This window comes from Sphingomonas sp. P2_B6 (genome assembly GCF_056404755.1).
Map to the genome: position 1 here is coordinate 309,590 of NZ_JBFUDK010000004.1, position 22,928 is coordinate 332,517.

A 22,928-nucleotide genomic window follows, 5' to 3' on the forward strand; every position below is an offset into this window, starting at 1 on the left:
TAACTGTCATATCATCGAGAAACGGCCCGGCACGACGCGCCGGGCCGACTCTTACCCTCAATCCTCGGGCAGCACCCACTTGACCGGCAGATTGGCGGTCGAGACCATGGGCTGGCCATTCTCGTCCTTTGCCGGGGTGTAGCGCACCCTGCTCCGCGCGATGCGGCACGTCGTATCGTCCAGCGAGCTGTTACCGCTCGAGGTGGAGATCGTGCACGCGGTCACACGGCCATCAGTACCGACGGTCAGCCTTGCAACAACACGACCCTGGGCACCGGCGCGAATCGCTTCCGACGGATAGGAATCATTGTTGAAGAACTGGCCCGGGTTACCCTTGAGTCCGGCTGCCTGCGAAACGCGTGGCGGGGCCGGCGGCGGTGGCGGTGGCGCAGCGACCGGCGTCGGCACGAATACCGGCGGCGGAGTCTGCACCGTCTGGATGACGACTTGCGGCGGCGCGTTCGTCGTCACGATCGGCGGTGGCGAGACGACCGGGGGCGGCTCGAGCGGCTGATCTGGCGGCGGGGGCGGCGGCTCATCGGGCGGCGGGGGCGGCGGCTCCTCGACGTCGAAGGTCTTTAACTTCTCCGACATAGCCTTCACGTACTTGTACGTGAGACCGGTGACGAAGGCGTAACCCATGACGGCGACGATCACCGACACGATCACGATCGCCACCACGCGGTTGCCGCTTACATTACGGTCAGCATAAGCCATTCAGAAACGAAACTCCTCTATCCGTACACGACGCGTATCGCCGATCCGTAACGTCCGTTCGTTCGATCCGCCTGTCATGGGCTGATGTATCCTTGGACAGGGGCGATCCTATATGACCCCCCAAACCCTGACGCAAACGCTTTGTCTCACGCAACAAACGTACAAACCCAACGTGGCAGAATTATTTCTGTATAAAATCGGTACAAAAGCCTAACTCTTGGCCGATGATTCCCGTTCCCAAAATCGCCCTCGCGGTGGCCCTCGCGGTCGTCGCAACCGCAGCCCCGGCCCAGCAGCGCCCGCCGATTCCCGCCGATTCGGTGGTAATTACACCACCTTACGCGGACTATGCCGATCTGGTCCTGGCGTCCCCGACGATCGTCGATGCGACCATCCGCGGCGCCACCCGGCTGAAAGGCCCGGATGCGGCAGGCGTCGCGACCGGCAGTGCCCGACTTTATATAGAGGCCGATGTCCTGGCACTGATTCGCGGCGCTGCAGCATCGCCGCAGCGAATCGCCTATGTCCTCGACGTGCCGGTCAACGCGCGCGGGCAGCTGCCCAAATTGCGCAAGCTGCGGGTATTGCTGTTCGCCCGGCCGGTCGCGGGCAATCCGGCGCTCGTCCAGCTGGTACGGCCTGACGCTCAGCGCGACTGGACGCCCGCGGCCGACGCGCTGACCCGGCGAATCATCCAGGAGACGCTCAGCCCCGATGCCCCGCCCAAGGTGACGGGCATCGGCAACGCCTTCCATGTGACGGGCGACCTGCCCGGCTCGGGCGAGACTCAGATATTCCTCACCACCGCTGACGGACGGCCCGTTTCGCTGGGCATCCAGCGCAGCCAGGGCGAGCCGCCGCGCTGGTCGGTGGCACTGAGCGAGCTGGTGGGCGACGGCGCAGGCCCGCCGGCGCGCGATACGCTGTTGTGGTACCGCCTCGCCTGCGCGCTGCCGCCGGCCCTGCCCGCCGCCAGCCTCGCGTCGCTGGCTGAAAGCGATGCCGCCATCGCGCGCGAGGATTATCGCCTGGTGCTTCGCTCGCTCGGTCCGTGCACTCGCTAGGCTGACCCCGCGACCGTCAGCACCTGGCCCGTGGTAGAGCGCGCCGTGGCGAGAAACCGGGCCGCGGCGATCACGTCGTCCGGCGCGGCGCCAGCCGCCACGTCGATCGCGCCGATTCGGGCATCCGGCGCCAGCTCGACCGCGAGCGCGCCGATCGCGGCGAGCAGCATGGCACGCTCGATCGGCGCGATCGACGAATCGATCAGCAACAGGACGACGTCGCCCTCCGCCCCGCGCAATATTTCGACGACCTCCCCCGCCTGCCCGGCCCGGGCGCTGACCAGGGTGGCGCCGGAAACCGTCGCAAGCGAATCGCGAACGGCTTCCTCCAGGGTCATTTCCGGTGGCGGATGAGCGTGATGCCAATCGATTCGCCGTCCTCGGCGATCGCGAGCTTGACGATCTTCACCTTGACCCGCGCGACGCGCCTGTCCTGCAGGAACAATGTCTCGGCGATATGATCGGCGACCCCCTCGACCAGGGTGAAATGCACGCCCGGGGGCAGCGCCGTCGTCGCCGCGCGCTTCAGATCGAGATAGTTCTTGGTTGCGCCGAGCGGCGAATCCGGCGCGAAATGCGCCGGACAATCGAGATCGACCGTCAGCGAGATGCGCAGCGGCTGCGGCAAATGGGTTTCTTCGGAATAGATGCCGGTCAGGACCGGTACCTCGAGATCATGCACTTCAAGGCTGAGACGATCGTCCAAGCGCGGACCTTTCATAATGTGGCGGGCGCCATAGCAGATGGCGGCGCGGTGGAAAGCCGCGTCAGGCGGTGGCGCTTGGCCGGCCGCTCACCGCCGCATGCCAGCGCGCGACCGCCCGGCAGCCCTCGGGCACCTTGAATCTGGCGGCGCGGGCGAAATCGATCGTCACCAGCGCGGTGATGTCCGCAAAGCTGAAGGCGTCGGTCGCGATCCAGTCCCGATCCGCCAGCCGCGCGTCGAGCGAGTCGATAAAGGCGCCCCACATGATGAGGCCCCGCGCGCCGAGCTCCGGGATTTGCGGCATGGCCGGCCATTTGCCCGGCGCCGCGCGATCCTGGAAGGCGGGATGCGCGTTGCGAAAGGCATAGACGGCGGCGGCATAGCCGTCCGATTCGATTCGCCTGGTCCAGGATTCGATTCGCCCGATATCGAGCGGCGTGGTGCCGAACAGCGCCGGCGCCGGCTGCACCGCCTCGAAATAGCGGCAGATCGCGGCCGATTCGCAGATGACCTCGCCATCGTCGAGCTCCAGCGCGGGCACGGCGCCGCGTGGATTGACCGCGAGATAGGGATCGGCGAGCTGCTCGTTCCGGCGCAGATCGACCATCACGCGTTCGATCTCGATGCCCTTCTCGGCCAGGAAGATGCGCACGCGCCGCGGACTTGGGGCGAATTCGGCATCGTACAGCTTCATCGGACGACTCAATTCGGCTTGCGTTCAGGCTGACGGAGGCTAAAGCGCGCGGCCCCGTGCGTCCATGCCGGGACTCGCAGGAGCCACTCCATTGATCAGGATCGCGCCGATTTCCGAAGTTGAACCGCAAGCGGTGGAGCAGTTGCTCGACCGCGCGTTCGGCACGGACCGGCACGAGCGAACCGCCTATCGGATTCGCGAGGGCATGCCCGCGATTCCCCGGCTGAGCTTCGCCGCGTTCGAGCAGGACGCGCTCGTCGGCACGATCCAGTGCTGGCCGATCCTGTTCAGCGGCGATGACGGCCGCGACGTGCCGCTGGTGATGGTCGGCCCGGTCGCGGTCGAGCCGGCGCGGCAGCGCGACGGCATCGGGCGCGACCTGATGCTCTGCGCGCTGAACGCAGCGGTCGCCACGGGCGAGGCGGAGTCGCTGATGCTGATCGGCGATCCGGAATATTATGGCCGCTTCTTCGGCTTCACCGCCGACCGGACCGCCAAATGGCGTGTGCCGGGGTCAGTCGAGCAGCGCCGGCTGCTGGCGCTGGGCGATTCGGTGCCGACGGGCGCGGGGATGCTCGGCCCACGCGTCGCCGCGCTCGCCTGAGCTTTACGCCCGGGCGGGGCTGTCCTACCGCGAACCAATGCCGATGGACCCGCTTCCCGATCTTGCCGCGCTGTCGCTCGCCGATATCGCGCGCCTGGCCGAGGAGCGGAAGCTTCCCCCGGTCGAACGCTGGAACCCCACGCATTGCGGCGACAGCGAGATGCGCATCGCGCGCGACGGCACCTGGTTCCATCAGGGATCGCCGATCGGGCGCCAGGCGATGGTCCGGCTGTTCTCGACGATCCTGCGGCGCGAGGCGGATGGCAGCTATGTGCTGGTCACCCCGGTCGAGAAGCTCGACATCGCGGTGGAGGACGTCCCTTTTGTCGCGGTCGAGATGAAAGCCGAAGGCGAAGGGCGCGATACCCGGCTGGCGTTCCGGCTGAACACCGGCGACCTGGTGACCGCCGGTGGCGACCATCCGCTGCGCTTCGAGGAGCGCGAGGACGGTCCCCGTCCCTATCTGCATGTGCGCGGCGGGCTCGAGGCGCTGGTCGCGCGTTCCGTCTATTATGATCTCGCCGCGATGGCGCTGGCGCACGACGATGTGCCGCCCGGCGTGTGGAGCAACGGCGCCTTTTTCCCGCTGGAGCCGTCCGAATGAGCCTTGCCGATCGCCTCCGCCACGCGCTCGAGACCGGGCATGGCATCGACACGGTGCTGCTGACCGGGGATCACCGCGATCTCGAGCTCGACCAGTCCACGCCGCTGATGAACGCGGCGGTGCTGGTCGCCGTGACCGACCGGCCCGAGCCCGGCGTGATTCTGACCCAGCGCACCGATACCCTGTCGCGCCACCCCGGCCAGATCGCCTTTCCCGGCGGCCGGATCGATCCCGGCGACAGCGGCGCGATCGACGCGGCCTTGCGCGAAGCGGAGGAGGAGATCGCGTTGCCGCGCGACCGGGTGATCGTGATCGGCGAGGCCGACCGCTATCGCACCGTCACCGGATTCGAGGTGACCCCGGTGATCGGCATCGTCCCGCCCGACCTGATCCTGGTGCCCAGTGCCGGCGAAGTGGCGCAGGTGTTCGAGGTCCCGCTGGATTTCGTGCTCGACGCCGCCAACCATGTCGAGGCGACCGTCGAATGGCAGGGCCGCAACCGGCATTATTACGAGATCAACTGGGCCGGGCACCGCATCTGGGGCGCGACCGCCGCGATGATCGTCAACCTTTCCCGGCGGCTGCGATGGAACGGGTGACCCTACCCCACGCCGGATGGCGGACGCGCGAAGGGCTGACGGACCTTTGCCGGGTTCTCGGCGCGGCGGAGGGCAAGGTGCGCTTCGTCGGCGGCGCGGTGCGCGACACGTTGCTGGGGATCGACGTGGCCGATGTCGATCTGGCGACGACCTATTCGCCCGAACAGGTGATGGCGCTGCTGAAGGACAAGGGCATCAAGGTGGTCCCGACCGGCCTGGCGCATGGCACGGTGACGGTGGTGCTGCCGGGCGGGCCGATCGAGGTGACGACGCTGCGCTGCGACGTCGCGACGGACGGGCGGCATGCCACCGTCGCCTTCACCGACGACTGGAAGGAAGATGCCGCGCGGCGCGATTTCACGATGAATGCGCTCTATGCCGAGCCGCTGACCGGCGCGATCTTCGATTATTTCGGCGGGATCGACGATCTCGAGGCGCGGCGGGTCCGCTTCATCGGCGATCCGCTGAAGCGCATCGCCGAGGATCATTTGCGCATCCTGCGCTATTTTCGGTTCCATGCGCGGTTCGGCGACGCGCCGGATGCGGCCGGGCTCAACGCCTGTTCCGCGCGGGCGAACGATCTGATGGCGCTCTCGCGCGAACGGATCGCCGCCGAACTGCTGCGTCTGCTGGTCGCGGTGCACGCAATAAGGGTGGTCGAGCTGATGATCGACCGCGGCATCTTCGTGCCCGTATTGCCGGAGATCACCAGCGTCCGGCGACTGGAACGACTGGCCGAGCGCGAAGCGGCGGCGGGAATCGCGCCTGACCCGATCCGCCGGCTGGCGGCACTGATTCCGGCCGACGCACGGGTGGCGGACGATATCGGTGCCAGATTGAAGCTGTCCAAGGTCGAGCGGCGCCGCTTGATCAGCGCCACCGAACCGGCCGGAACCGAACCAGCGACGGTGATCGGCTATCGGATCGGCGCCGATCTGGCGATCGACCGGCTGTTGCTGTCGGATCGGCCCGAGGACGAGGCTGCATCACTGATCGAATGGAAGGCCCCTTCCCTGCCGCTGACGGGGGGGGCGCTGGTCGAACGGGGGCTGAGCAAGGGGCCCGAGGTCGCGAGAACGCTGCGTCTGGTGGAAGAGCAGTGGATCGCCGAGGGTTTCCCCGATGCCGCGCGCGTCAATCAGATCGCCGACGCGGCGGCCGAGGAAGCCCTGCGCTCCGCCGGCAGCGGATAAGCGCGCCGGCTCCTTTGCCTCAGAAGCGATTGTCGCGCGGGAAACCGGTGGGTGGCATGCGCCCCGCCGCGCCCCGCGCCGCGCGCCACGGCGCGAGATCGGTCTCGGTCCGCGTCCGCCCGGTCTCGCCACCCATCGCCCAGCTCAGCCCATTGGCGAAGATGAAGGTGATCGCATCGGACAGGCCGCCGTCGCGATAACGCTGCAACTGGACGCCCTGGCCGCGGGCCAGTTCGGCCAGCTCGGTGATCGGAAAGACGAGCATCCGGCGATTGTCGCCGATCGCCGCGACATAGTCTGCCGCCGGATCGACCGGACGGACGACCTTGAGCTTCGCGCCAAGGCGCGGCGTGACGACCGTCTTGCCCTTGCGCGTCTCGGCGATCGTATCCGCCGTCTTGACGATGAAGCCGCGCCCGTCCGTCGCGACGACCAGCAGCTTCTCCGTCCGGCTCGCCGGCATCAGCTCGACGATCCCGACATCGCCATCGAGGTCGATCATCGCGCGCACCGGCTCGCCAAAGCCGCGTCCGCCGGGCAGCTTGTCCGCCGCCAGCGTGTAGAAACGCCCATTCTCGGCCGCGAGCAGGATCTTGTCGGTGGTCTGCGCCGAAAAATGCAGGAAGGGTGCATCGCCTTCCTTGAACTTCAGTTCGGCCGCGGCGGCGGGCTCGATATGGCCCTTCATCGCCCGGATCCAGCCGCGCTGCGACAGGATCACGGTGATCGGCTCACGCTCGATCATCGCCTCGAGCGGAATCTCGCGGGCGGGCGCGGCTTCCTCGATCGTGGTGCGGCGCTTGCCCAGCACTGTCTCCGGGCCATAGCGGTCGCGCAGCTTGCTGAAATCGCGCTTGAGCCGGGTGCGCTGGCGCGCATCGCTGCCGAGCAAGGCTTCGAGCCCGGCCTTCTCGGTTTCCAGCCCGTCGCGTTCCTTGCGCAGCTCCATTTCCTCGAGCCGGCGCAACGAACGCAGGCGCATGTTGAGGATCGCCTCGGCCTGGCGGTCGTTGAGTTCGAACTCGGCGATCATCACCGGCTTGGGCTCATCCTCGGTGCGGATGATCGCGATCACCCGGTCGAGATTGAGGAAAGCGATGATATAGCCGTCGAGCAACTCGATCCGGTCGGCGATCTTGGCAAGCCGATGCGCGGTGCGGCGCTGGAGCACGATGAACTGGTGATCGACCCAGCCGAGCAGCGCTTCGCGCAAGCTCATCACGCGCGGCGTGCGGCGCGCATCCAGCACGTTGAGGTTCAGGCTGACCCGGTTCTCCAGGTCGCTCATCCGGAACAGACTTTCCATCAGCATCGTCGCGTCGACCGTGCGGCTGCGCGGTTCGATGACGATGCGGACCTCGGAATCGGATTCGTCGCGGACGTCAGCGAGGATCGGCAGCTTCTTGTCGTTGATGATCGTGGCGATCTGCTCGATCAGCTTGCCCTTCTGCACACCATACGGAATTTCCGTCACGATCGCGTTCCAGGTGCCGCGCCCCTGATCCTCGACATGCCAGCGCGCGCGGACGCGGAAACCGCCGCGCCCGGTGGCATAGGCTTCGGCGATCGCCGACGCACTGTCGACGACGAGGCCGCCGGTCGGGAAGTCGGGGCCGGTGACATGCTCCAGCACCTGCGCGTCGCTCGCATTGGGCTGGTCGATCAGCAGGATCGCCGCGTCGAACAGCTCGGCGGCATTGTGTGGCGGGATSSWSGTCGCCATGCCGACYGCRATGCCGGMCGMGCCATTGGCGAGCAGGTTCGGGAACATGCCCGGGAACAGCTCGGGCTCCTGCTCCTCGCCATTATAGGTCGGGCGGTAATCGACGGCGTCTTCGTCCAGCCCGTCCATCAGGTCGATCGCGACCTGAGTCAGCCGCGCCTCGGTATAGCGATAGGCCGCGGCGTTATCGCCRTCGATATTGCCGAAATTGCCCTGMCCRTCGACCAGCGGATAGCGCATGGCGAAGCTCTGGGCGAGGCGGACCATCGCATCATAGACCGACTGGTCGCCATGCGGATGATATTTACCGATCACGTCGCCGACGACGCGCGCGCATTTCTTGTAGCCCTGCGCCGGATCGAGCCGCAGCAGCCGCATCGCCCATAACAGGCGGCGGTGCACCGGCTTCAGCCCGTCGCGGACATCCGGCAGCGAGCGCGCGGTGATCGTCGACAGCGCATAGACGAGATATCGCTCGGACAAGGCGCTGTCGAACGGCGCGTCGACAATGGCATTGAAGGGATCGGGCTCTAGGATGTCGGTAGGCATTGGCCCCCGGTTAGCAGGCCGAGTCCGCCGACGCTACCGTCACACGCGATCGTGGTCAGACGGGACTGGGAAGGTCGCGGGCAAGCTCGGCGAGCAGCCATTCGCGGAATCGCTTGATCTTGGGCACGCTGCGCCGCGGTTCCGGGCAGACCAGCCAATAGGCATAGCCACGGGTCGAGACCTGGTCGAACAGCCGCACCAGCCGCCCCTCGGCCAGGTCGTTGCGCCAGAAAAAGGGTGTCAGCATCGCCATGCCCTGCCCCGCCATCGCCGCGTGGCCTTCATGCGCCTGGGAATCGAGCCTGACGCCGGGCCGGGGGAGCGTGTCCGGCGCATCGACCCCGGCCTCCCTCAGCCAATGCGACCACCAGGGGTCGTGCGGGCTGATCAGCGGCAGGCGCAGCAGATCCGCCGGCTCGAAGCTCGGGCCATGGCGCCGGAGGAAACCGGGGCTGCACATCGGGGTGAAATCGATCGGGAGCAGCAGGTCCTGTGACAGGTCGGGCCAGGGCCCCCGACCGGCGCGGATCGCGATGTCGACATCGTCAGTGGCGAAATCGGACAGGGCGTCGCTGGTCAGCAGGCGCACCGCCATGTCGGGATGCGCCATCTGGAAGCTGCCGAGCCGCCAGGCCAGCCAGGTATTGGCGAAAGTGTTGGAGGTAGAGACGGTCAGCAGCCCCTCGTCCTCGGCGCGGATCGTGGCGAAGGCCGAATCGAGCGCATCGAAGGCGCGGCCGACCTGTGGCGCGATCCGCCGTGCCGCCTCGGTCAGCACGACGCGCTTCTTTTCCCGACGGAACAGCGGCACGCCGAGCCGCTCCTCGAGCAGCTTCACCTGATAGCTGACGGCTGCCTGAGTCATGCCGAGTTCGGCCGCGGCGGTCGTGAAATTCTCGTGCCGAGCGGCGGCCTCGAACACGCGAACGGCGGAGAGAGGGGGGATGCGGCGCATGTCCGACGGATAAGGCAGCCTTATGGATCATGTCCAACGATTTGTTGGCGTCGCGTTACGAACGGACGCATAGCCATCCTGTGGTCAACGCCAGAGCAAAGAGGAGAATGGCGATGCGCGACGATTTCCATAGCCAGGCCTGGGCCGAAAATCACCGCCAGCTGAGCAGTACGATCCATAAGCTGGTTCGCGCTGTGGCCGAGACCTTCGACAAGCTCACCGCCTATCAGTTCGAGGCGCCCTGGCTCGTCCGCCGGAGCAAGCGCGACAAGGCAGCGTGCGAGCATGCCGCCTGAGGCGACCGGCTTGGACAGTATGGTGTGAAGCGCGTATCGGGGGAGCATGTTACGGCTTGCCTCGATCGCGCTTCTCGCGTTGATCCCCGCGGTGATGACCGCGACCGACCCTCCCCTGCTCACCTGGGACGATCTTTCGGCCCGTCCCCGACCCAAACCCGACGCGACGATCGCCTATGGTGGCGACGAGATGCAGAAGGTCGATGTCTGGCTGCCCGCCGGCAAAGGCCCCTTTCCGACGGTGTTGATGGTTCATGGTGGCTGCTGGACGACGAGCATCGCCGATCGCAGCCTGATGAACTGGATCGCCGGCGATCTCCGCAATCACGGGATCGCGGTGTGGAACATCGATTATCGCGGCGTGGACCGTCCGGGCGGCGGTTATCCGGGCACCTTTCTGGATGCGGCCGCGGCGGCCGACGCGCTCGCCGCGAACGCCGAACGCTTTCACCTCGATACCAGGCGTATCGTCGCGGTCGGGCATTCCGCCGGCGGCCATCTCGCATTGTGGCTCGCTGCGCGGCCTAAGCTGTCCAAGGCCAGCCCGCTACGGAACGCCGCGCCGCTCCCGATCGCGCATGTCATCAGCCTGGGCGGCCTTCCCGATCTCGAAGCGACCGCCGCAAGCCCCGACAATGGCTGTGGCGTCGATGTCGTGGCCCAGCTCGTCGGCGCGCCGGGCACCCGGCCTGACGTCTATGCCGACACCTCGGTTCCACGCCTGCTGCCGATCGGGGTACCGCAGGACCTCGTCAATGGCCGCGAGGACCGCATCATTCCGCTCAGGCTGGCCACCGGCTATGAAGCCCGGGCGAGACAGGCCGGCGATCCGGTCGCGCTGCATTTCGTGCCCGCGACTGGCCATGTCGAGCTGGTGACGCCCGACACGTCGGCCTGGCTCGAAACCCGCCGGCTGATCCGCGCGGCGTTCGACCAGTGACGCTGGACGATGCGCTGGCGCGTGACGCCGCCGATCCCCTGCGCGGGTTCCGCGACCGGTTCGCGCTGCCCGAGGGAGTCATCTATCTTGACGGCAATTCGCTCGGCGCTTTGCCCCGTGCCACCGGCCCGGCGCTGGACGACATGGTCGAGCGGCAATGGGGCGAGCGGCTGATCCGGAGCTGGAATGAGGGCTGGATCGAGGCACCGCGCCGGATCGGCGCGAAGATCGCCCCGCTGATCGGTGCCGAGGCGGACGAAGTGATCGTCGCCGATTCGACCTCGGCCAATCTCTTCCGGCTGATCGTCGCGGCACTCAGGCTCGACCCGGCGCGCAGCGTGGTGGTGAGCGAGCTCGGCAATTTCCCGACTGACCTGCACATCGCGGAAGGCGCGGTTGCCTGCGTGCCCGGCGCGACCCTGAAGGCGGTGCCGCGCGAGGCGATCGGCGCGGCGCTGGGCGACGACACCGCGCTGCTGCTGCTCACCCATGTCCATTACAAGACCGCCGAGCGGTTCGACATGGCCGCCTGGACCGAGCGCGCGCACGCCGCCGGCGCGATCGTCCTCTGGGACCTGAGTCATAGCGCGGGGGCGGTACCGGTCGACCTTAACGGGGCCGGCGCCGATCTCGCGGTCGGCTGCGGCTACAAATATCTGAACGGCGGTCCCGGTGCGCCCGCCTTCCTGCATGTGAACCGCCAATGGCAGGAAAGGCTGACCAACCCCCTGTCGGGCTGGATGGGCCATGCCGCGCCGTTCCAGTTCGAGGACGGCTATCGCCCGGCGCCAGGCATGACTCGCTGGCTGACGGGAACGCCGCCGATCCTGGGCCTCGCTGCGCTGGAGGCCGGCGTGGACATCTGGTCCGCCGTGCCGGCCGACAGGGTCTGGGCCAAGAGCGCCGCGCTGTTCGACGCCTTCGCCGCGATCGGCGACGACCTCGGGCTGGAGTGCGTCTCGCCCCGCAATGCGGCGCAGCGCGGCAGCCACATCAGCTTTCGTCATCCCGAGGCCCATGCGCTGTGCCAGGCCCTGATCGCCCGTGGCGTGATCGGCGATTTTCGCGATCCCGATATCCTGCGGTTCGGGCTGACCCCGCTCTATCTCGGTTTCGAGGACATCGCGCGCGCAGGAGATCAACTGCGCGACCTGCTCATAACCGGCACCTATCGCGACCCGGTCTTTTCGAATCGGAACGCAGTGACCTGATGCCGCGGCGGCATTGACACAATATTCTATCGATGTGACAGTGTAACAGTCGATCGGGAGAGCGGCGATGCGGTACGTGATCTTGTTGGCGCTGTGCCTCGGCGCTTGTTCCAAACCGTCCGACGCCCCGGACCAGGCTGCGAGTAGCCATGACGTGGCTGCACCGGCAGCAGGTGCCAAATCCGCCGCATCGGGGGCGCCCGCAGCCATCGCGGTGTCCGTCCCGAAGATGGCATACAGCTACAAATATGCGTTCGTCCTGCCCGGAACGTCCATCGCGAAAGCCCAGCAAGCCCATGTCGCGCTCTGCGACCAACTTGGCGCGGCGCGGTGTCAGGTTCTCGCGCTCGACAATCAGGCCGCCGACGCAAGCATCTCCCAGGCGACCCTCAAGATTCGTGTGGCGAGCGCCCTGGCCCGTCAGTTTGGCGCCGCGCTCAAAAAGGCCGTGTCGGGTGCCGGCGGCCGCGCGGTCAGCCAGTCGATCGCGGCCGAGGACGTGTCGAAGGCCCTGTCGGACACGCAGGCGCGGCTGCGGCAGCGCGAAATGCTGGTCGAGCGGCTGACCGAAGTCTTGCGCACCCGCAAGGGAAGTGTTGCCGAACTGGTCGAGGCGGAACGCAGCGTCGCTGCGGCCCAGGAGGAGATCGACCAGGCGCGCGGCTGGCTTGCCGAGCTACAGGGCCGGGTCGCGATGTCGACGATCGATATCGAGTATAGTGCTGCTGCTGCGGCGGCGGGCCATGTCGGCAACGGGATCGGCGACACCTTCGTCGCATCAGCCAGCGCTTTCCTGATCGGAATCGGCGCAATCCTGCGCCTGCTCATCTTCCTCGCCCCCTGGCTGGTCCTCGCCGCACTGGGATGGTGGCTATGGCGGCGGCTTGGCGCGCGCATGCCCCGGTCTTTCGGGCGAGGATCGAGGGCGGAGCCGCCGCCAAGCTGATTGCACCACCGTCCCCCTTCCGATATAGCGCCGGTCTTCCGGCCCCGGCCTGCGCTTCCGCGCCGCCGGGGCTGCTCATTTTCCGAGGGTAACGCCATCATGGCTCGCCGCCGCCAGATTTACGAAGGCAAAGCCAAGATCCTGTACGAGGGTCCCGAACCCGGCACGCTGATCCAGTATTTCAAGGACGACGCAACCGCGTTCAACGCCCAGAAAAAGGGCACGATCAGCGGCAAGGGCGTGCTCAACAACCGCATCTCCGAGCATATCTTCACCCTGCTCGGCCATATCGGCGTGCCGACCCATTTCATCCGCCGCCTCAACATGCGCGAGCAGCTGATCCGTCAGGTCGAGATTATCCCGGTCGAAGTGGTGATCCGCAACGTTGCGGCGGGGTCGCTGTCGACGCGCCTCGGCATCGAGGAGGGCACGCAGCTGCCCCGCACGATCATCGAATATTATTACAAGGACGATGCGCTCAACGATCCGATGATCACCGACGAGCATATCGCCGCGTTCGGCTGGGCGAGCCAGGAGGAGATGCACGACATCGCCGACCTCGCCATTCGCGTGAACGATTTCCTGTGCGGCCTGTTCGCCGGGATCGGCATCCGGCTGGTCGACTTCAAGCTGGAATTCGGCCGTCTCTGGGACAATGAATATGCCCGGGTGATCCTGGCCGACGAGATCAGCCCCGATGGCTGTCGCCTGTGGGACATGGAAACCAACGAGAAGCTCGACAAGGACCGGTTCCGCCGCGATCTCGGCGGTGAAGTCGAGGCATATCAGGAGGTCGCGCGCCGCCTCGGCCTGCTGCCCGAAGGCGCCGACGGCGCGGTCCTCGATCTTGAAAAGCACCGGCTCAGCAAGGGCAAATAAACCCCGGCCGTCCGGGCTTCAGCCCTTCACGCGGTAACCGCAGATGATGCCGAACACATAGGCGCTGAACAGGGCGAGCTGGACGCGACCGCCCGGATCGCTCCAGCCGAAATATTGCCCGCCGAACGCGAACAGCGTGATGAACATGATCATTGCCAGACCGGCCATGGCCGAAACTCCTTGTCGCGCCCCGCCCCAGAGAGAGCGCCGCCGAAAGGCTGGGCCACTCACGTAAATTTTCCATGAAGCTTGCGGCAGGGCGTTGCGCTCGCCATAGGGTCGCCAACCAATCCCAAGCCCAGGAAACGCTCATGAAGCTTCGCATCTTCGTCACGCTGAAGAACGGCGTGCTCGATCCGCAAGGCAAGGCGATCCACAAGGCGCTGGACGGCCTCGGCTTTGCCGGGATCAACGATGTCCGCGCCGGCAAGCTGATCGAGCTCGATGTGGACGACGGCACCAGCGACGCGAGCATCGACGAGATGTGCCGCAAGCTGCTCGCCAACACCGTGATCGAAAACTACCGGGTGGAACGGGCATGAAGACAGCGGTCATCGTCTTTCCGGGCTCCAATTGCGACCGCGACATCGCCGTCGCGCTGGAAGCCGTGACCGGGGTGAAGCCGGCCATGGTGTGGCATGGCGAGACCAGCCTGCCCGACGGCACCGGGCTGGTCGCGCTGCCCGGCGGCTTCTCCTATGGCGATTATCTCCGCTCCGGCGCAGTCGCCGCGCGATCGCCGATCATGCGCGCGGTGATCGAGGCGGCGGACGGCGGCCTGCCGGTGCTCGGCATCTGCAACGGCTTCCAGGTGCTGACCGAGGCGGGCCTGCTGCCCGGCGCGCTGATGCGCAACGAGGGCCTGGATTTTGTCTGCCGCGACGTGGAACTGACCGTCGCCAACGCCCAGTCTGCCTTCACCAGCCGCTATGGCCAGGGCGAGACGATCACCGTCCCCGTGGCGCATCATGATGGCAATTATTTCGCCGATGCCGAGACGCTCGACCGGCTCGAGGGCGAAGGCCGCGTCGCCTTCCGCTATGCCGGCCAGGTCAACGGTTCCGCGCGGAAGATCGCCGGCGTGCTCAACGCCGCGGGCAATGTGCTCGGCATGATGCCGCATCCGGAGCGCCGGATCGAAGCGGCGCATGGCGGCGTGGACGGCCGGCGGCTGTTCGAGGGCCTGTTGGAAACGGTCGGGGCTTGAGGCCGATTTAGCCAAATAGGCTCTTGCATTCCGGATTGCCTACTGGCATAGCCACGCCATGGCTATCACCATGATTTTCGCGCAACCGCGCCCCGCCAGCTGTCGACATTGACGCTCGCATAGCCGCGCCCATTTTCCGGGCCGTGGCGGGATTGGGATAGCGCTTCGCCAGCGACACCTCGCATCTCCATCCCGATCTTCAAAAAACCCCTGAATTCTGCTGCCTTCAGGCGTGGCCGAACGCAATAGAGTGCTCGGCCGGTCTGTGATTCCGGTGCTAGCGGGTGCAAATCCCACCGGTCACTCCTGAGGGCAGCAGCCGTCCGAGTGGCGAAATGGGAACGCAGCGGATTGCAACTCCGCCATGAGCCGGTTCGATCCCGGCCTCGGACTCCCTTGCACGGAACCTATTCGGTTAATTCCTGGCGATGGAACAGGTTTGTGTATCGCAGCATCAGCGTGAGCGCGGCCGGCCAGAAGCAGGTATTCCAGATATCGTGCCAGTTCGCCGGAAAATCGGGCCTGGCATTGATCACGAGCAGGTCGCGCAGGTCCCAGGCCTCTCCAGCCAGAGCGAGGGCGGCGACGACCAGAAAAGGGCGCCAGTCGCCCACGCGCCATTTGAACAGCCGCGCCGCGCCGAGCAGGATCAGCAGGCCGATATAGACGTGCAGCGCATCCTTGGAGAGGCCGGTATGGTTGGTCAGCCAGAGCTTGCCTTGCTGGAAGGCGCTGAGATGATCAAACACGCGCTTTGAACGGCGTAAAATCGGTGCCGTCATCGAACACGTCGACGCCCTCGCGGCGCTTCAGGAAATTGACGACGAGATAGGTGACCGGCGTCAGCAGCACTTCCCAGGACACTTTCAGCACCCATTGCGTGACCAGCACCTTCAGCATCAGGTCGTTGGTCCAGCCCTCGGCATACAGAAAGGCCAGTGGATAGAAGATCAGGCTGTCCACCCCCTGCCCCACGATCGTCGAGCCGATCGTGCGGGTCCACAGATGCCTGCCCCCGGTCCAGACCTTCATCCGGGCGAGGACATAGGAATTGACGAACTCGCCCGCCCAGAAGGCGATCATCGAGGCGAACACGATGCGCGGCACCTGGCCGAAGATCACCTCATAGGCCGCCTGGTTCTTCCAGTCGGGCGACGGCGGCAGCGCGACGACGACCCAGGACATGAAGGCCATGAAGGCGACCGCGACGAAACCCGCCCAGATCACGCGGCGCGCCCGGGCATAGCCATAGACCTCGGTCAGCACATCGCCGATGACGTAGCTGATCGGAAAGAACAGGATGCCGGCCCCGAACGGCCACAGGCCAATACCGGGCAGGTCGATCACCGCGACCTTGCCCGCGCCGATCACGTTGGACAGCAGGATGATCGCGACGAACGCGGCCATCACGAAATCATAATAGCGGAAATGGCCTCCGGCCACCTCCCCCGCGCTGACCGCCTTCAGCCCGCCACCATCCGCCATGCCGGCTTTCCCCCAAGTTCGTGCAGGCATTTTATGAAGCCGGTTTCGCCTCCGCGCAATCCGCGCTAATCCCCGCGCCATCGCGCGCCCGTAGCTCAGTTGGATAGAGCACGAGACTTCTAATCTTGAGGCCGCAGGTTCGACTCCTGCCGGGCGCGCCAGTTCTTCAATCGATGGACGAGACCTGCGCCAGAGCGCGCTTCCGCTCGGTGAAAGCCGGCTCCATCACATTTCAGCGAACCGCGTTCGCTGCCGCATCCATTTGGTCCCGGGCCGCGTCCGCGTCACCGCTCAGCTGCTTCGAGAACGCCATGCCGCGGTCGAGCAGCGCGCGATGGCGCTGCCGTTGCAGCGTCAGCGCCTCGCCCGCGAACGGCACTTTCTCGCCGCGCTTCCATCGAACCGAAAGATCATCGCTCATACGCTTGCTTTCACCATCCAGCAGATCGCTGACGCACGTCGAGGCATGGGCACTCACGTCGGAACTATTGACCGCGTTGTGGGCAATCGCGTCGCTCGTGCGAACGATGTTGGCCGCCCGGCGATTCGAGTCGCGCACCGTGTCGATGGTCCGATCATAGTCCGCGCGGGTCGAGACGTTGACGAAGCCGCCGCCCCCGGCATCGGCGACCCCCTTGAGCGCCGCCGCTGCTTTTGATGGCAGTCCGAAGCCAATGACATTCACCACCGCGCGCGTGGTGCCTCCGTTGATCCGCCGCGCGACGGCGACGGGATCGCCGCCGCAGGTCTCCTCGCCATCGGAGACGACATAGATAACCTGTTCGCCCGGCTTGGCCGCGGTCCCGAGCAGCGACTGCGCGCGCTCGAGCCCGGCGGCGAGCGGCGTCCAGCCGGTGGCGCGAACCTGCTTCACCGCCGCGGCAAGCCCCACCCGATCGGTCGACATCGGCGCGAGCACGTCGACGCCCCGACAGGACTTCGCCTTGCCGGCCTCGCTGTTGTCGCCTTGCTGGCCGAACACCAGCAGCGAGGCCTGCACGGTGGACGGAAGGCCGTCGATGAAGCCCAGCGCTGATTGCCGCGCCAGCTCCAGCTTGGTCTGGCCGCCGATCCGGCCGGCCATCGAGCCCGACCCGTCGATCGCGATGATCACGCGGGTCGGCGGCACGGTCGGGCCGATCGAGCTTCGACGTCCCTCCAGCACCGCGTGCTCCAGCTCGACCTTTCCAAAACAACGGTCCGGGTCTTCGGTGATGAAGCTGTCGACATAGGCGCGCGCGGCCGCGTGGAGATCGGCGGGCGCGGTATCGGTCGCGGCCTGGGATTTCGCGGAGTCCGTGTCCTTCTTGCCGCTGCAAGCGCAGAGCGCGAGCGCCAGGGCAAGCAGTGCAGCCGATCGGGCATGAATCAAGCGAGGCATGACGTTTCCCTAAACAACCGACAATAACGCCGCTGGATCGGAATCGGGTGCGGCCCGTGCGCACTGCGTAGATGTGTCAGGCGGCAATGGAGCAGAGACACCCGCCTGCAGACATGGAACCGCCGCGTCAGCGTTCCCCCGGCGCAGCGGGCTAACGCCGGGGCTTCGCGGCCGATGCGTTCAGCGCAACGGCGGCCTTGACCAGCGCCGTAAGCGCAGCCTCATTCACCGTATCGCCCTCATGGAAGTCGATGGCACGCCGCACATTGCCGTCCAGGCTGGCGTTGAACAGAGCCGTCGGATCCTCCAGCGACGCGCCCTTGGCGAAGGTCAGCTTCACCACCGCCTTGTAGGTCTCGCCGGTGCAGATCATACCGCCGCAATACCACACGGGCACGCCGCGCCACTTCCATTCCTCGACGATGCCGGGATCGGCCTGAAGGATCAGGCGGCGCAGCCGCGCGAGCATCTCGCCCCGCCAGTCGCCAAGCTCCGTTATCCGCGCGTCGATCAGGCGGGAGGGATCGGCGCCCTCGGTTTCGCTCGCGCTCATCGTCCGTCCCTCCTCATGCCGCTCGTCCGCCACGCCGCCGGGCATAGGGCAGCACGAACATGTACAGGCCGCTGAACAGCAGCAGGAAGAGCGGCAGCAGCGGGGAATAGACGATCCAGGGCGGCGGTGTGCCCAATGCCATCGCGACGAAATTGGCGATCACCGTCGCGGTGAAGATGATCGACAGCCAGCGATGGGCCTGGCGGATCCACATGCTCAACATGGCGTCTCCTTTCGAAGCACGGCGCCGACCTCAGTCGGCCCGGGCCAGCAGTTGCTCCAGATTGCCGAAGAAGCGCGGCCACCCGGCCTTGGCGCCGAAATAGGCCTGTTGCTGGTCCGGCTTGAAGCCGGTCTGTTCCATGCGCAGGCGCGTGCCGGTCGCTATGGGGCTGAGCGTCCAGGTGACCACGCTCTCGAGGCCCATTCCATCCCAGGTGTAGGACAATGTCCGGTTGGGCTCGACCTCGAGCACCCGGCAGTCGACGCCGCCCCAGTCGGCGCTGAGATGGAAACGATGGTCGACTACGGGCTTGAAGTCGTTCTTCATCAGCCATTCCTCGATCAGATGCGGCTGGGTGAGCGCGCGCCAGATCTTTTCCGGCGGATAGGCGATGTCGCGCTCGACGGTGACGGTGCGCGTTTCAGTCGCGGTATCGGTCATTGGTCCATCCTTTTGAGCAGGTCTTCGAGGTCGTCGAACCGGCTTTGCCAGAATCCGGCCATCTGGCTCGTCCAGTCGATCAGCGGCGCCAGCGCGCCAGGCTGGGCGCTATAATGCGTCAGACGCCCATCGGGCCGGTCGCGCACCAGCCCGGCCTGTTTCAGGACACCGAGATGCTTGGAGACCGCCGGCTGCGAGACCCCCGCGCGCGCCGTCAGCGCCCGCACGGTCTGCTCCCCGTCGCGGCACAACCGCTCGAACAGCGCGCGACGCGTCGGATCGGCGAGCGTCCTGAAAAGCATGTCCTGCGCGTCCGTCATCCGCAATCGATAACCCCGTGGCTATTGATTTACGCATAACTGCCGGGCTATGAATGAGTCAAGCGCGGGACGGCCGGCCGGGCGCGCCGTTGCCGCCGTCAAGCCAGGGCGACGTCCTTCCCCGCGAAATCCTCGGCCAGCACCTGATTGATCGGGCGGGCAATGCCGCGCGTCAGGGCTTCCGGCACGGTCACGCGAAAACCGCGCTCGACCAGCCCGTCGATCGCCCAGCGCACGCAATAATCGGCGGCCACGCCGATCACGGTCGCTTCCTCGACGCCGGACGCCTTCAGGTCGCGGAAAAAGGCATCGCGATCCACCGGCGCGCCGCCGCCGATCGGCTCGACGCTCAGCCCATCCTCCTGCCACATCGCGAACACGCCCTTTTCCAGCCGCCAGGTCGGGATCGCCGGATCGACCAGGCCCGGGTCGAGCACATTGCGCCAGCCGGGTGTTTCGCGAACGCAGTGAATGGGGAATTCCTTCGCTTCTTCCGACAGCGGATAGGTATCGGCGAAATGCGTGTCGAAGGTGAACAGCACCGAAGCTGTGTCGTCAGGCCGCAGCGCGCCGAGCCAGGCGTTCATCGGTCCGGCCAGAATATCGGCGCCGGCCACCGCGAGCGCACCGTCCGGGTTCATGAAATCGGCCTGGGTATCGACGACGATCACGATCTTCTTCATCTCATGCTCCGGCATTTGTTGGGTAGACGCCCGCGGCATTTGCCGGGAAAAGCCTGTCATGGTCCTGACCGATATCGCGACGCGCACCTATAATCACGGCTGGCGGCTCGATCCGATCGTGCGCAGCCTGCTCGACACCGATTTCTACAAGCTGCTCATGCTGCAGATGATCCGGCATCTGCATGCCGATGTAGAGGTGACCTTCTCGGTCCTCAACCGGACGAAGACGATCAGGCTGGCCGATACGATCGACGAAGGCGAATTGCGCGCCCAGCTCGACCATGCCCGCACCGTGCGCTTCGGCAAGAAGGAGCTGATCTGGCTCGCCGGCAACAGTTTCTACGGCAAGGAGCGGATGTTCGCGCCGGACTTCATCGCCTGGCTCGCCGAGTTCCGGCTGCCGCCCTATGAGCTCCATGTCGTCGACGGCCAGTACGAGCTGCGCTTCGCCGGGCCCTGGACTCATACGACGATGTGGGAAATCCCGGCGCTCACCATCATCAACGAGCTTCGCTCGCGCGCGACCCTGCGCAACCATGGCCGCTTCGAGCTCGACGTCACTTACGCCCGCGCCAAGGCGAAACTCTGGGACAAGGTCGAGCGGCTGAAGCAATTGCCCGATCTCGTGCTTTCCGATTTCGGCACGCGGCGGCGCCACGGCCATCTCTGGCAGCGCTGGTGCGTCGAGGCGCTCAAGGAAGGGCTCGGCGATCGCTTCATCGGTACCTCCAACGTGCTGCTGGCGATGGATGGCGACCTCGAGGCGATCGGCACCAACGCGCATGAATTGCCGATGGTCGCCGCCGCCCTCGCCCGCGACGATGCCGAGCTCGCCGCCGCGCCCTATCGTGTGCTGGAGGAATGGCGCCAGCATTATGCCGGCAACCTGCTGATCGTGCTGCCCGACGCCTTCGGGACGACCGCTTTCCTGGCCGATGCGCCCGACTGGGTCGCCGACTGGACCGGCTTCCGCCCCGACAGCGCCCCGCCGATCGAGGCCGGCGAGCAGATCATCGCCTGGTGGCAACGCCACGGCGTCGATCCGCGCGAGAAGCTGCTGATCTTCTCCGACGGGATGGACGTGGACTCGATCGAGCGCACCTATCGCCATTTCCACGGCCGGGCGCGCATGAGCTTCGGCTGGGGCACCAACCTGACCAATGATTTCCGCGGCTGCGATCCGCGCGGCAATGAAGGGCTCGAGCCGATCTCCCTGGTGTGCAAGGTAACGAGCGCCAATGGCCGCCCGGCGGTCAAGCTCTCCGACAATCCCGCCAAGGCGACCGGCGATCCGGCCGAGATCGCGCGCTATCTGCGCGTGTTCGGCGATGCGGGCCGCGTCGAGAGTGAGGTTGTCGTCTAGTCGGGCCGCGCCGCGCCGATGCGACCGCCACTTCCCGCTCCCCGACGAAGGCCGGGGCCCAGCTGGAAAGGTAGTTGTAACGACACACAGCACCTTGCCACGATCGTCCCCCGACTGGGCCCCGGCCTTCGCCGGGGAAGCCAAAGGGTGCAGACAAGCGACTGATCTCAGCCGAGGACGACCTACCCCTCGATCAGATCCAGATACGCCACCACGTCATTGTCGGTCGCCAGGAAAAGCCCCTCCTGCACTTCCTCCGGCTGAGCCGCGGCGATCGCCATCGCCTCGCCGAGCGGCCCGTAGAACAGGGTCGACGCCCCTCCCCCGTCATGGCCGTCGGACAGATGATACAGGCGCACGGAAACGCTGTCGGAGGTGGTTCGCATCAGCGCTTGATGCGGCGCGCGCCGGCCGATCGCAAGCCCGTCAGCAGGGAATGCACAGCGGCACCTGGTCGCCGGCCTCATCGAGCGGACAATCCCTGGTGTCAGGAATTACTCCGCCCACCGGCGGGCACGGGAAATATTGAGTCGTGAGCTGGACCTGCTCTGCGGCGGCGGTCCCCATCAGCAACTCTATCAGCCGCAATGCTTCGTCCAGCCCGGAGGAGATGCCGCCGCCGGTCAGCCGGTCGCGGTCGAGATGGTAACGCGGATGGCCCTCGACCACTTTCACATGCTTGAAGCGCTTGAGGCACGGAATAAAGGCCCAGTGAGTCGTCGCCTCATAGCCGTCGAGCAGCCCCGCCGCAGCGAGCAGCATCGCACCTTCGCACACCGACGCGACCAAGGGCGTGACGGCCGCTTTGTCGCGCAGGAAACAGAGATAGGTTTCGTTCTTCATCTGCGCGTTCAGCGCGGTCGGGTCGCCACCGGGCACCCACAAGGCCGCATAGTCGGGGCTCGCCTCGGCAAAGCTCTTGACCACCTCGAAGCGAAAGCCTTCGCGGAAACAATGCATGCGGCTTTCCGCCGCGACCAGCTCGACCTGGAACCCGGCCCAGACGAACATGTCATACGGCCCGCAGACGTCGAGCATGTCGACTGAATCATATACCGGTATGCCGATGATCGGCTTGCTGCCCTTGGCGTCCATCACCGCATCCTCCACCCTGACCGGCAAAGCATAGCGCCTTGCCGGCCCGGCCGGTGCGACGTTGACGCCATATCGAGGCTTTTTGCGGTCGTAGAACGGCGCAAAGCGCTTCATGGTGACGCCGGTCAGCGGCGCGGCGACCGCGGATCGCCGCCGTTTCGGGAAAGGGCCTTGCGTGCCGGCCGGGGAAGAGACTCATTGCGACGAGGAGGCGAGCCATGTGCGCCGCCGCCCTTCCGGCGAGCGGACGGGTCTCCTGCTGGTCGGGCCTGCGCTCCTGACATTGTCCGCCTCCCCGGTTCAGGCGACCGGCCCCGCGGCGCATTTCGTCGAGGTCTGCACCGCGCAGGGCATCACCTGGATGGCGATCCCCGATACGGGCCGGATCCCCGGCGACGAGTCCGACAAGGCGAACGGCCATGCCGCCTGCGCGCATATCCTGCGGCCGCGCAACCCGCTGCGCCCTCGCCGGAGCCGCGCCGAAGCCTGATCCCGGC

Annotated in this window: 31 protein-coding genes and 2 tRNA genes; 16 read left to right on the forward strand and 17 right to left on the reverse strand. The window is 66.5% G+C overall.

All coding sequences use genetic code 11. From position 1 onward, the window contains the following. Positions 1-57: 57 nt before the first annotated feature. Positions 58-717, reverse strand: coding sequence for an energy transducer TonB (locus AC1DX5_RS08150; RefSeq protein ID WP_465173780.1), 660 nt, complete (start codon positions 715-717; stop codon positions 58-60). A 224-nt stretch (positions 718-941) separates the two neighbouring features. Between AC1DX5_RS08150 and AC1DX5_RS08155 the strand changes: the two genes are divergently transcribed. Further along, positions 942-1,781 (forward strand): hypothetical protein, encoded by an 840-nt coding sequence (locus tag AC1DX5_RS08155; RefSeq protein ID WP_478014792.1) that lies wholly within the window; start codon positions 942-944, stop codon positions 1,779-1,781. Here AC1DX5_RS08155 and AC1DX5_RS08160 read toward each other — a convergent pair. The 3 genes from AC1DX5_RS08160 to AC1DX5_RS08170 all read right to left on the reverse strand — a co-directional run bounded on the left by AC1DX5_RS08160 (position 1,778) and on the right by AC1DX5_RS08170 (position 3,181). Beyond that, positions 1,778-2,119, reverse strand: coding sequence for a Rossmann fold domain-containing protein (locus tag AC1DX5_RS08160; protein ID WP_478014793.1), 342 nt, complete (start codon positions 2,117-2,119; stop codon positions 1,778-1,780). The two genes, AC1DX5_RS08155 and AC1DX5_RS08160, sit on opposite strands and share 4 nt — an antisense overlap. After that, a complete protein-coding gene (locus AC1DX5_RS08165) occupies positions 2,116-2,487 on the reverse strand; it encodes a dihydroneopterin aldolase (protein ID WP_478014794.1) in 372 nt (123 codons plus the stop codon). The genes AC1DX5_RS08160 and AC1DX5_RS08165 overlap by 4 nt, the downstream gene beginning before the upstream one ends. Positions 2,488-2,548: 61 nt before the next feature. Beyond that, complete coding sequence (locus tag AC1DX5_RS08170) at positions 2,549-3,181, reverse strand: glutathione S-transferase family protein (protein ID WP_465173784.1); 633 nt, start codon at positions 3,179-3,181, stop codon at positions 2,549-2,551. A 91-nt stretch (positions 3,182-3,272) separates the two neighbouring features. Between AC1DX5_RS08170 and AC1DX5_RS08175 the strand changes: the two genes are divergently transcribed. From AC1DX5_RS08175 to AC1DX5_RS08190, 4 genes are read left to right on the forward strand one after another with little or no spacing between them, the layout of a single operon-like run. Further along, the gene (locus AC1DX5_RS08175) at positions 3,273-3,785 is read left to right on the forward strand and encodes a GNAT family N-acetyltransferase (protein ID WP_465173785.1); all 513 of its coding nucleotides are present in this window, start codon (positions 3,273-3,275) and stop codon (positions 3,783-3,785) included. Between the two features lie 37 nt (positions 3,786-3,822). Continuing rightward, entirely contained in the window at positions 3,823-4,389 is a 567-nt protein-coding gene (locus AC1DX5_RS08180; RefSeq protein ID WP_465173786.1) for a DUF1285 domain-containing protein, read from the forward strand. Then, positions 4,386-4,988, forward strand: a complete 603-nt coding sequence (locus AC1DX5_RS08185) for a CoA pyrophosphatase (protein WP_478014795.1) — start codon at positions 4,386-4,388, stop codon at positions 4,986-4,988. Before AC1DX5_RS08180 ends, AC1DX5_RS08185 begins: the two co-directional genes overlap by 4 nt. Next, the gene (locus AC1DX5_RS08190) at positions 4,976-6,181 is read left to right on the forward strand and encodes a CCA tRNA nucleotidyltransferase (protein ID WP_478014796.1); all 1,206 of its coding nucleotides are present in this window, start codon (positions 4,976-4,978) and stop codon (positions 6,179-6,181) included. The genes AC1DX5_RS08185 and AC1DX5_RS08190 overlap by 13 nt, the downstream gene beginning before the upstream one ends. Before the next feature lie 19 nt (positions 6,182-6,200). Here the strand turns inward: AC1DX5_RS08190 and parC are convergent, their stop codons facing one another. Further along, positions 6,201-8,453, reverse strand: a complete 2,253-nt coding sequence (gene parC / locus AC1DX5_RS08195; RefSeq protein WP_478014797.1) for a DNA topoisomerase IV subunit A — start codon at positions 8,451-8,453, stop codon at positions 6,201-6,203. A gap of 55 nt (positions 8,454-8,508) precedes the next feature. Further along, a complete protein-coding gene (gcvA, locus tag AC1DX5_RS08200; protein ID WP_465173790.1) occupies positions 8,509-9,408 on the reverse strand; it encodes a transcriptional regulator GcvA in 900 nt (299 codons plus the stop codon). Between the two features lie 113 nt (positions 9,409-9,521). Here gcvA and AC1DX5_RS08205 point away from each other — a divergent pair, with 113 nt between their 5' ends. The 5 genes from AC1DX5_RS08205 (at position 9,522) to purC (ending at position 13,680) form a co-directional block, all read left to right on the forward strand. After that, the gene (locus AC1DX5_RS08205) at positions 9,522-9,704 is read left to right on the forward strand and encodes a hypothetical protein (protein WP_465177006.1); all 183 of its coding nucleotides are present in this window, start codon (positions 9,522-9,524) and stop codon (positions 9,702-9,704) included. Between the two features lie 46 nt (positions 9,705-9,750). Further along, positions 9,751-10,644 carry an alpha/beta hydrolase family protein gene (locus AC1DX5_RS08210; RefSeq protein ID WP_465177007.1) on the forward strand — a complete coding sequence of 298 codons (894 nt, stop codon included), beginning with the start codon at positions 9,751-9,753 and terminating at the stop codon, positions 10,642-10,644. Then, on the forward strand, positions 10,641-11,855 hold the full coding sequence (gene kynU, locus AC1DX5_RS08215) for a kynureninase (RefSeq protein ID WP_478014798.1): 1,215 nt from the start codon (positions 10,641-10,643) through the stop codon (positions 11,853-11,855). Before AC1DX5_RS08210 ends, kynU begins: the two co-directional genes overlap by 4 nt. A gap of 154 nt (positions 11,856-12,009) precedes the next feature. Then, the gene (locus AC1DX5_RS08220; RefSeq protein WP_478014799.1) at positions 12,010-12,801 is read left to right on the forward strand and encodes a DUF4349 domain-containing protein; all 792 of its coding nucleotides are present in this window, start codon (positions 12,010-12,012) and stop codon (positions 12,799-12,801) included. A 99-nt stretch (positions 12,802-12,900) separates the two neighbouring features. Then, a complete protein-coding gene (purC, locus tag AC1DX5_RS08225) occupies positions 12,901-13,680 on the forward strand; it encodes a phosphoribosylaminoimidazolesuccinocarboxamide synthase (RefSeq protein ID WP_465173795.1) in 780 nt (259 codons plus the stop codon). Between the two features lie 18 nt (positions 13,681-13,698). Here the strand turns inward: purC and AC1DX5_RS08230 are convergent, their stop codons facing one another. Then, positions 13,699-13,848 carry a hypothetical protein gene (locus AC1DX5_RS08230; protein ID WP_465173796.1) on the reverse strand — a complete coding sequence of 50 codons (150 nt, stop codon included), beginning with the start codon at positions 13,846-13,848 and terminating at the stop codon, positions 13,699-13,701. Between the two features lie 143 nt (positions 13,849-13,991). Here AC1DX5_RS08230 and purS point away from each other — a divergent pair, with 143 nt between their 5' ends. From purS to AC1DX5_RS08245, 3 genes are all read left to right on the forward strand, one after another. After that, complete coding sequence (gene purS, locus AC1DX5_RS08235; RefSeq protein ID WP_465173797.1) at positions 13,992-14,222, forward strand: phosphoribosylformylglycinamidine synthase subunit PurS; 231 nt, start codon at positions 13,992-13,994, stop codon at positions 14,220-14,222. Next, complete coding sequence (gene purQ / locus AC1DX5_RS08240; protein ID WP_478014800.1) at positions 14,219-14,887, forward strand: phosphoribosylformylglycinamidine synthase subunit PurQ; 669 nt, start codon at positions 14,219-14,221, stop codon at positions 14,885-14,887. Before purS ends, purQ begins: the two co-directional genes overlap by 4 nt. A gap of 321 nt (positions 14,888-15,208) precedes the next feature. Further along, positions 15,209-15,280, forward strand: a tRNA-Cys gene (locus tag AC1DX5_RS08245). Positions 15,281-15,294: 14 nt separating this feature from the next. On the opposite strand, the gene AC1DX5_RS08250 is transcribed toward AC1DX5_RS08245, so the two are convergent. Continuing rightward, entirely contained in the window at positions 15,295-15,669 is a 375-nt protein-coding gene (locus tag AC1DX5_RS08250) for a hypothetical protein (protein WP_478014801.1), read from the reverse strand. Further along, positions 15,629-16,372 carry a queuosine precursor transporter gene (locus AC1DX5_RS08255; RefSeq protein WP_465173800.1) on the reverse strand — a complete coding sequence of 248 codons (744 nt, stop codon included), beginning with the start codon at positions 16,370-16,372 and terminating at the stop codon, positions 15,629-15,631. The genes AC1DX5_RS08250 and AC1DX5_RS08255 overlap by 41 nt, the downstream gene beginning before the upstream one ends. Positions 16,373-16,456: 84 nt before the next feature. Between AC1DX5_RS08255 and AC1DX5_RS08260 the strand changes: the two genes are divergently transcribed. Next, a tRNA-Arg gene (locus AC1DX5_RS08260) sits at positions 16,457-16,533 on the forward strand. Between the two features lie 71 nt (positions 16,534-16,604). On the opposite strand, the gene AC1DX5_RS08265 is transcribed toward AC1DX5_RS08260, so the two are convergent. The 6 genes from AC1DX5_RS08265 to AC1DX5_RS08290 all read right to left on the reverse strand — a co-directional run bounded on the left by AC1DX5_RS08265 (position 16,605) and on the right by AC1DX5_RS08290 (position 19,973). Further along, the gene (locus tag AC1DX5_RS08265) at positions 16,605-17,753 is read right to left on the reverse strand and encodes a VWA domain-containing protein (RefSeq protein ID WP_478014802.1); all 1,149 of its coding nucleotides are present in this window, start codon (positions 17,751-17,753) and stop codon (positions 16,605-16,607) included. A gap of 151 nt (positions 17,754-17,904) precedes the next feature. Then, positions 17,905-18,306: a DUF1801 domain-containing protein gene (locus AC1DX5_RS08270; RefSeq protein ID WP_478014803.1), complete on the reverse strand. Its 402-nt coding sequence runs from the start codon at positions 18,304-18,306 to the stop codon at positions 17,905-17,907. A gap of 13 nt (positions 18,307-18,319) precedes the next feature. Continuing rightward, positions 18,320-18,529 carry a hypothetical protein gene (locus tag AC1DX5_RS08275; RefSeq protein ID WP_465173803.1) on the reverse strand — a complete coding sequence of 70 codons (210 nt, stop codon included), beginning with the start codon at positions 18,527-18,529 and terminating at the stop codon, positions 18,320-18,322. Between the two features lie 30 nt (positions 18,530-18,559). Then, positions 18,560-18,970 carry an SRPBCC family protein gene (locus AC1DX5_RS08280; RefSeq protein ID WP_465173804.1) on the reverse strand — a complete coding sequence of 137 codons (411 nt, stop codon included), beginning with the start codon at positions 18,968-18,970 and terminating at the stop codon, positions 18,560-18,562. Further along, a complete protein-coding gene (locus AC1DX5_RS08285) occupies positions 18,967-19,290 on the reverse strand; it encodes an ArsR/SmtB family transcription factor (RefSeq protein ID WP_465173805.1) in 324 nt (107 codons plus the stop codon). Before AC1DX5_RS08285 ends, AC1DX5_RS08280 begins: the two co-directional genes overlap by 4 nt. Positions 19,291-19,388: 98 nt before the next feature. Continuing rightward, the gene (locus AC1DX5_RS08290) at positions 19,389-19,973 is read right to left on the reverse strand and encodes a cysteine hydrolase family protein (protein WP_465177015.1); all 585 of its coding nucleotides are present in this window, start codon (positions 19,971-19,973) and stop codon (positions 19,389-19,391) included. Between the two features lie 58 nt (positions 19,974-20,031). Here AC1DX5_RS08290 and pncB point away from each other — a divergent pair, with 58 nt between their 5' ends. Beyond that, positions 20,032-21,336: a nicotinate phosphoribosyltransferase gene (gene pncB / locus AC1DX5_RS08295; protein WP_465173807.1), complete on the forward strand. Its 1,305-nt coding sequence runs from the start codon at positions 20,032-20,034 to the stop codon at positions 21,334-21,336. Between the two features lie 182 nt (positions 21,337-21,518). On the opposite strand, the gene AC1DX5_RS08300 is transcribed toward pncB, so the two are convergent. After that, entirely contained in the window at positions 21,519-21,722 is a 204-nt protein-coding gene (locus AC1DX5_RS08300; RefSeq protein ID WP_465173808.1) for a hypothetical protein, read from the reverse strand. Between the two features lie 40 nt (positions 21,723-21,762). Then, entirely contained in the window at positions 21,763-22,545 is a 783-nt protein-coding gene (locus AC1DX5_RS08305; RefSeq protein ID WP_465177016.1) for a DJ-1/PfpI family protein, read from the reverse strand. On the opposite strand from AC1DX5_RS08305, the gene AC1DX5_RS08310 reads away from it, so the two are divergent. After that, a complete protein-coding gene (locus tag AC1DX5_RS08310) occupies positions 22,544-22,921 on the forward strand; it encodes a hypothetical protein (RefSeq protein ID WP_465177017.1) in 378 nt (125 codons plus the stop codon). The two genes, AC1DX5_RS08305 and AC1DX5_RS08310, sit on opposite strands and share 2 nt — an antisense overlap. Positions 22,922-22,928: the final 7 nt, after the last annotated feature.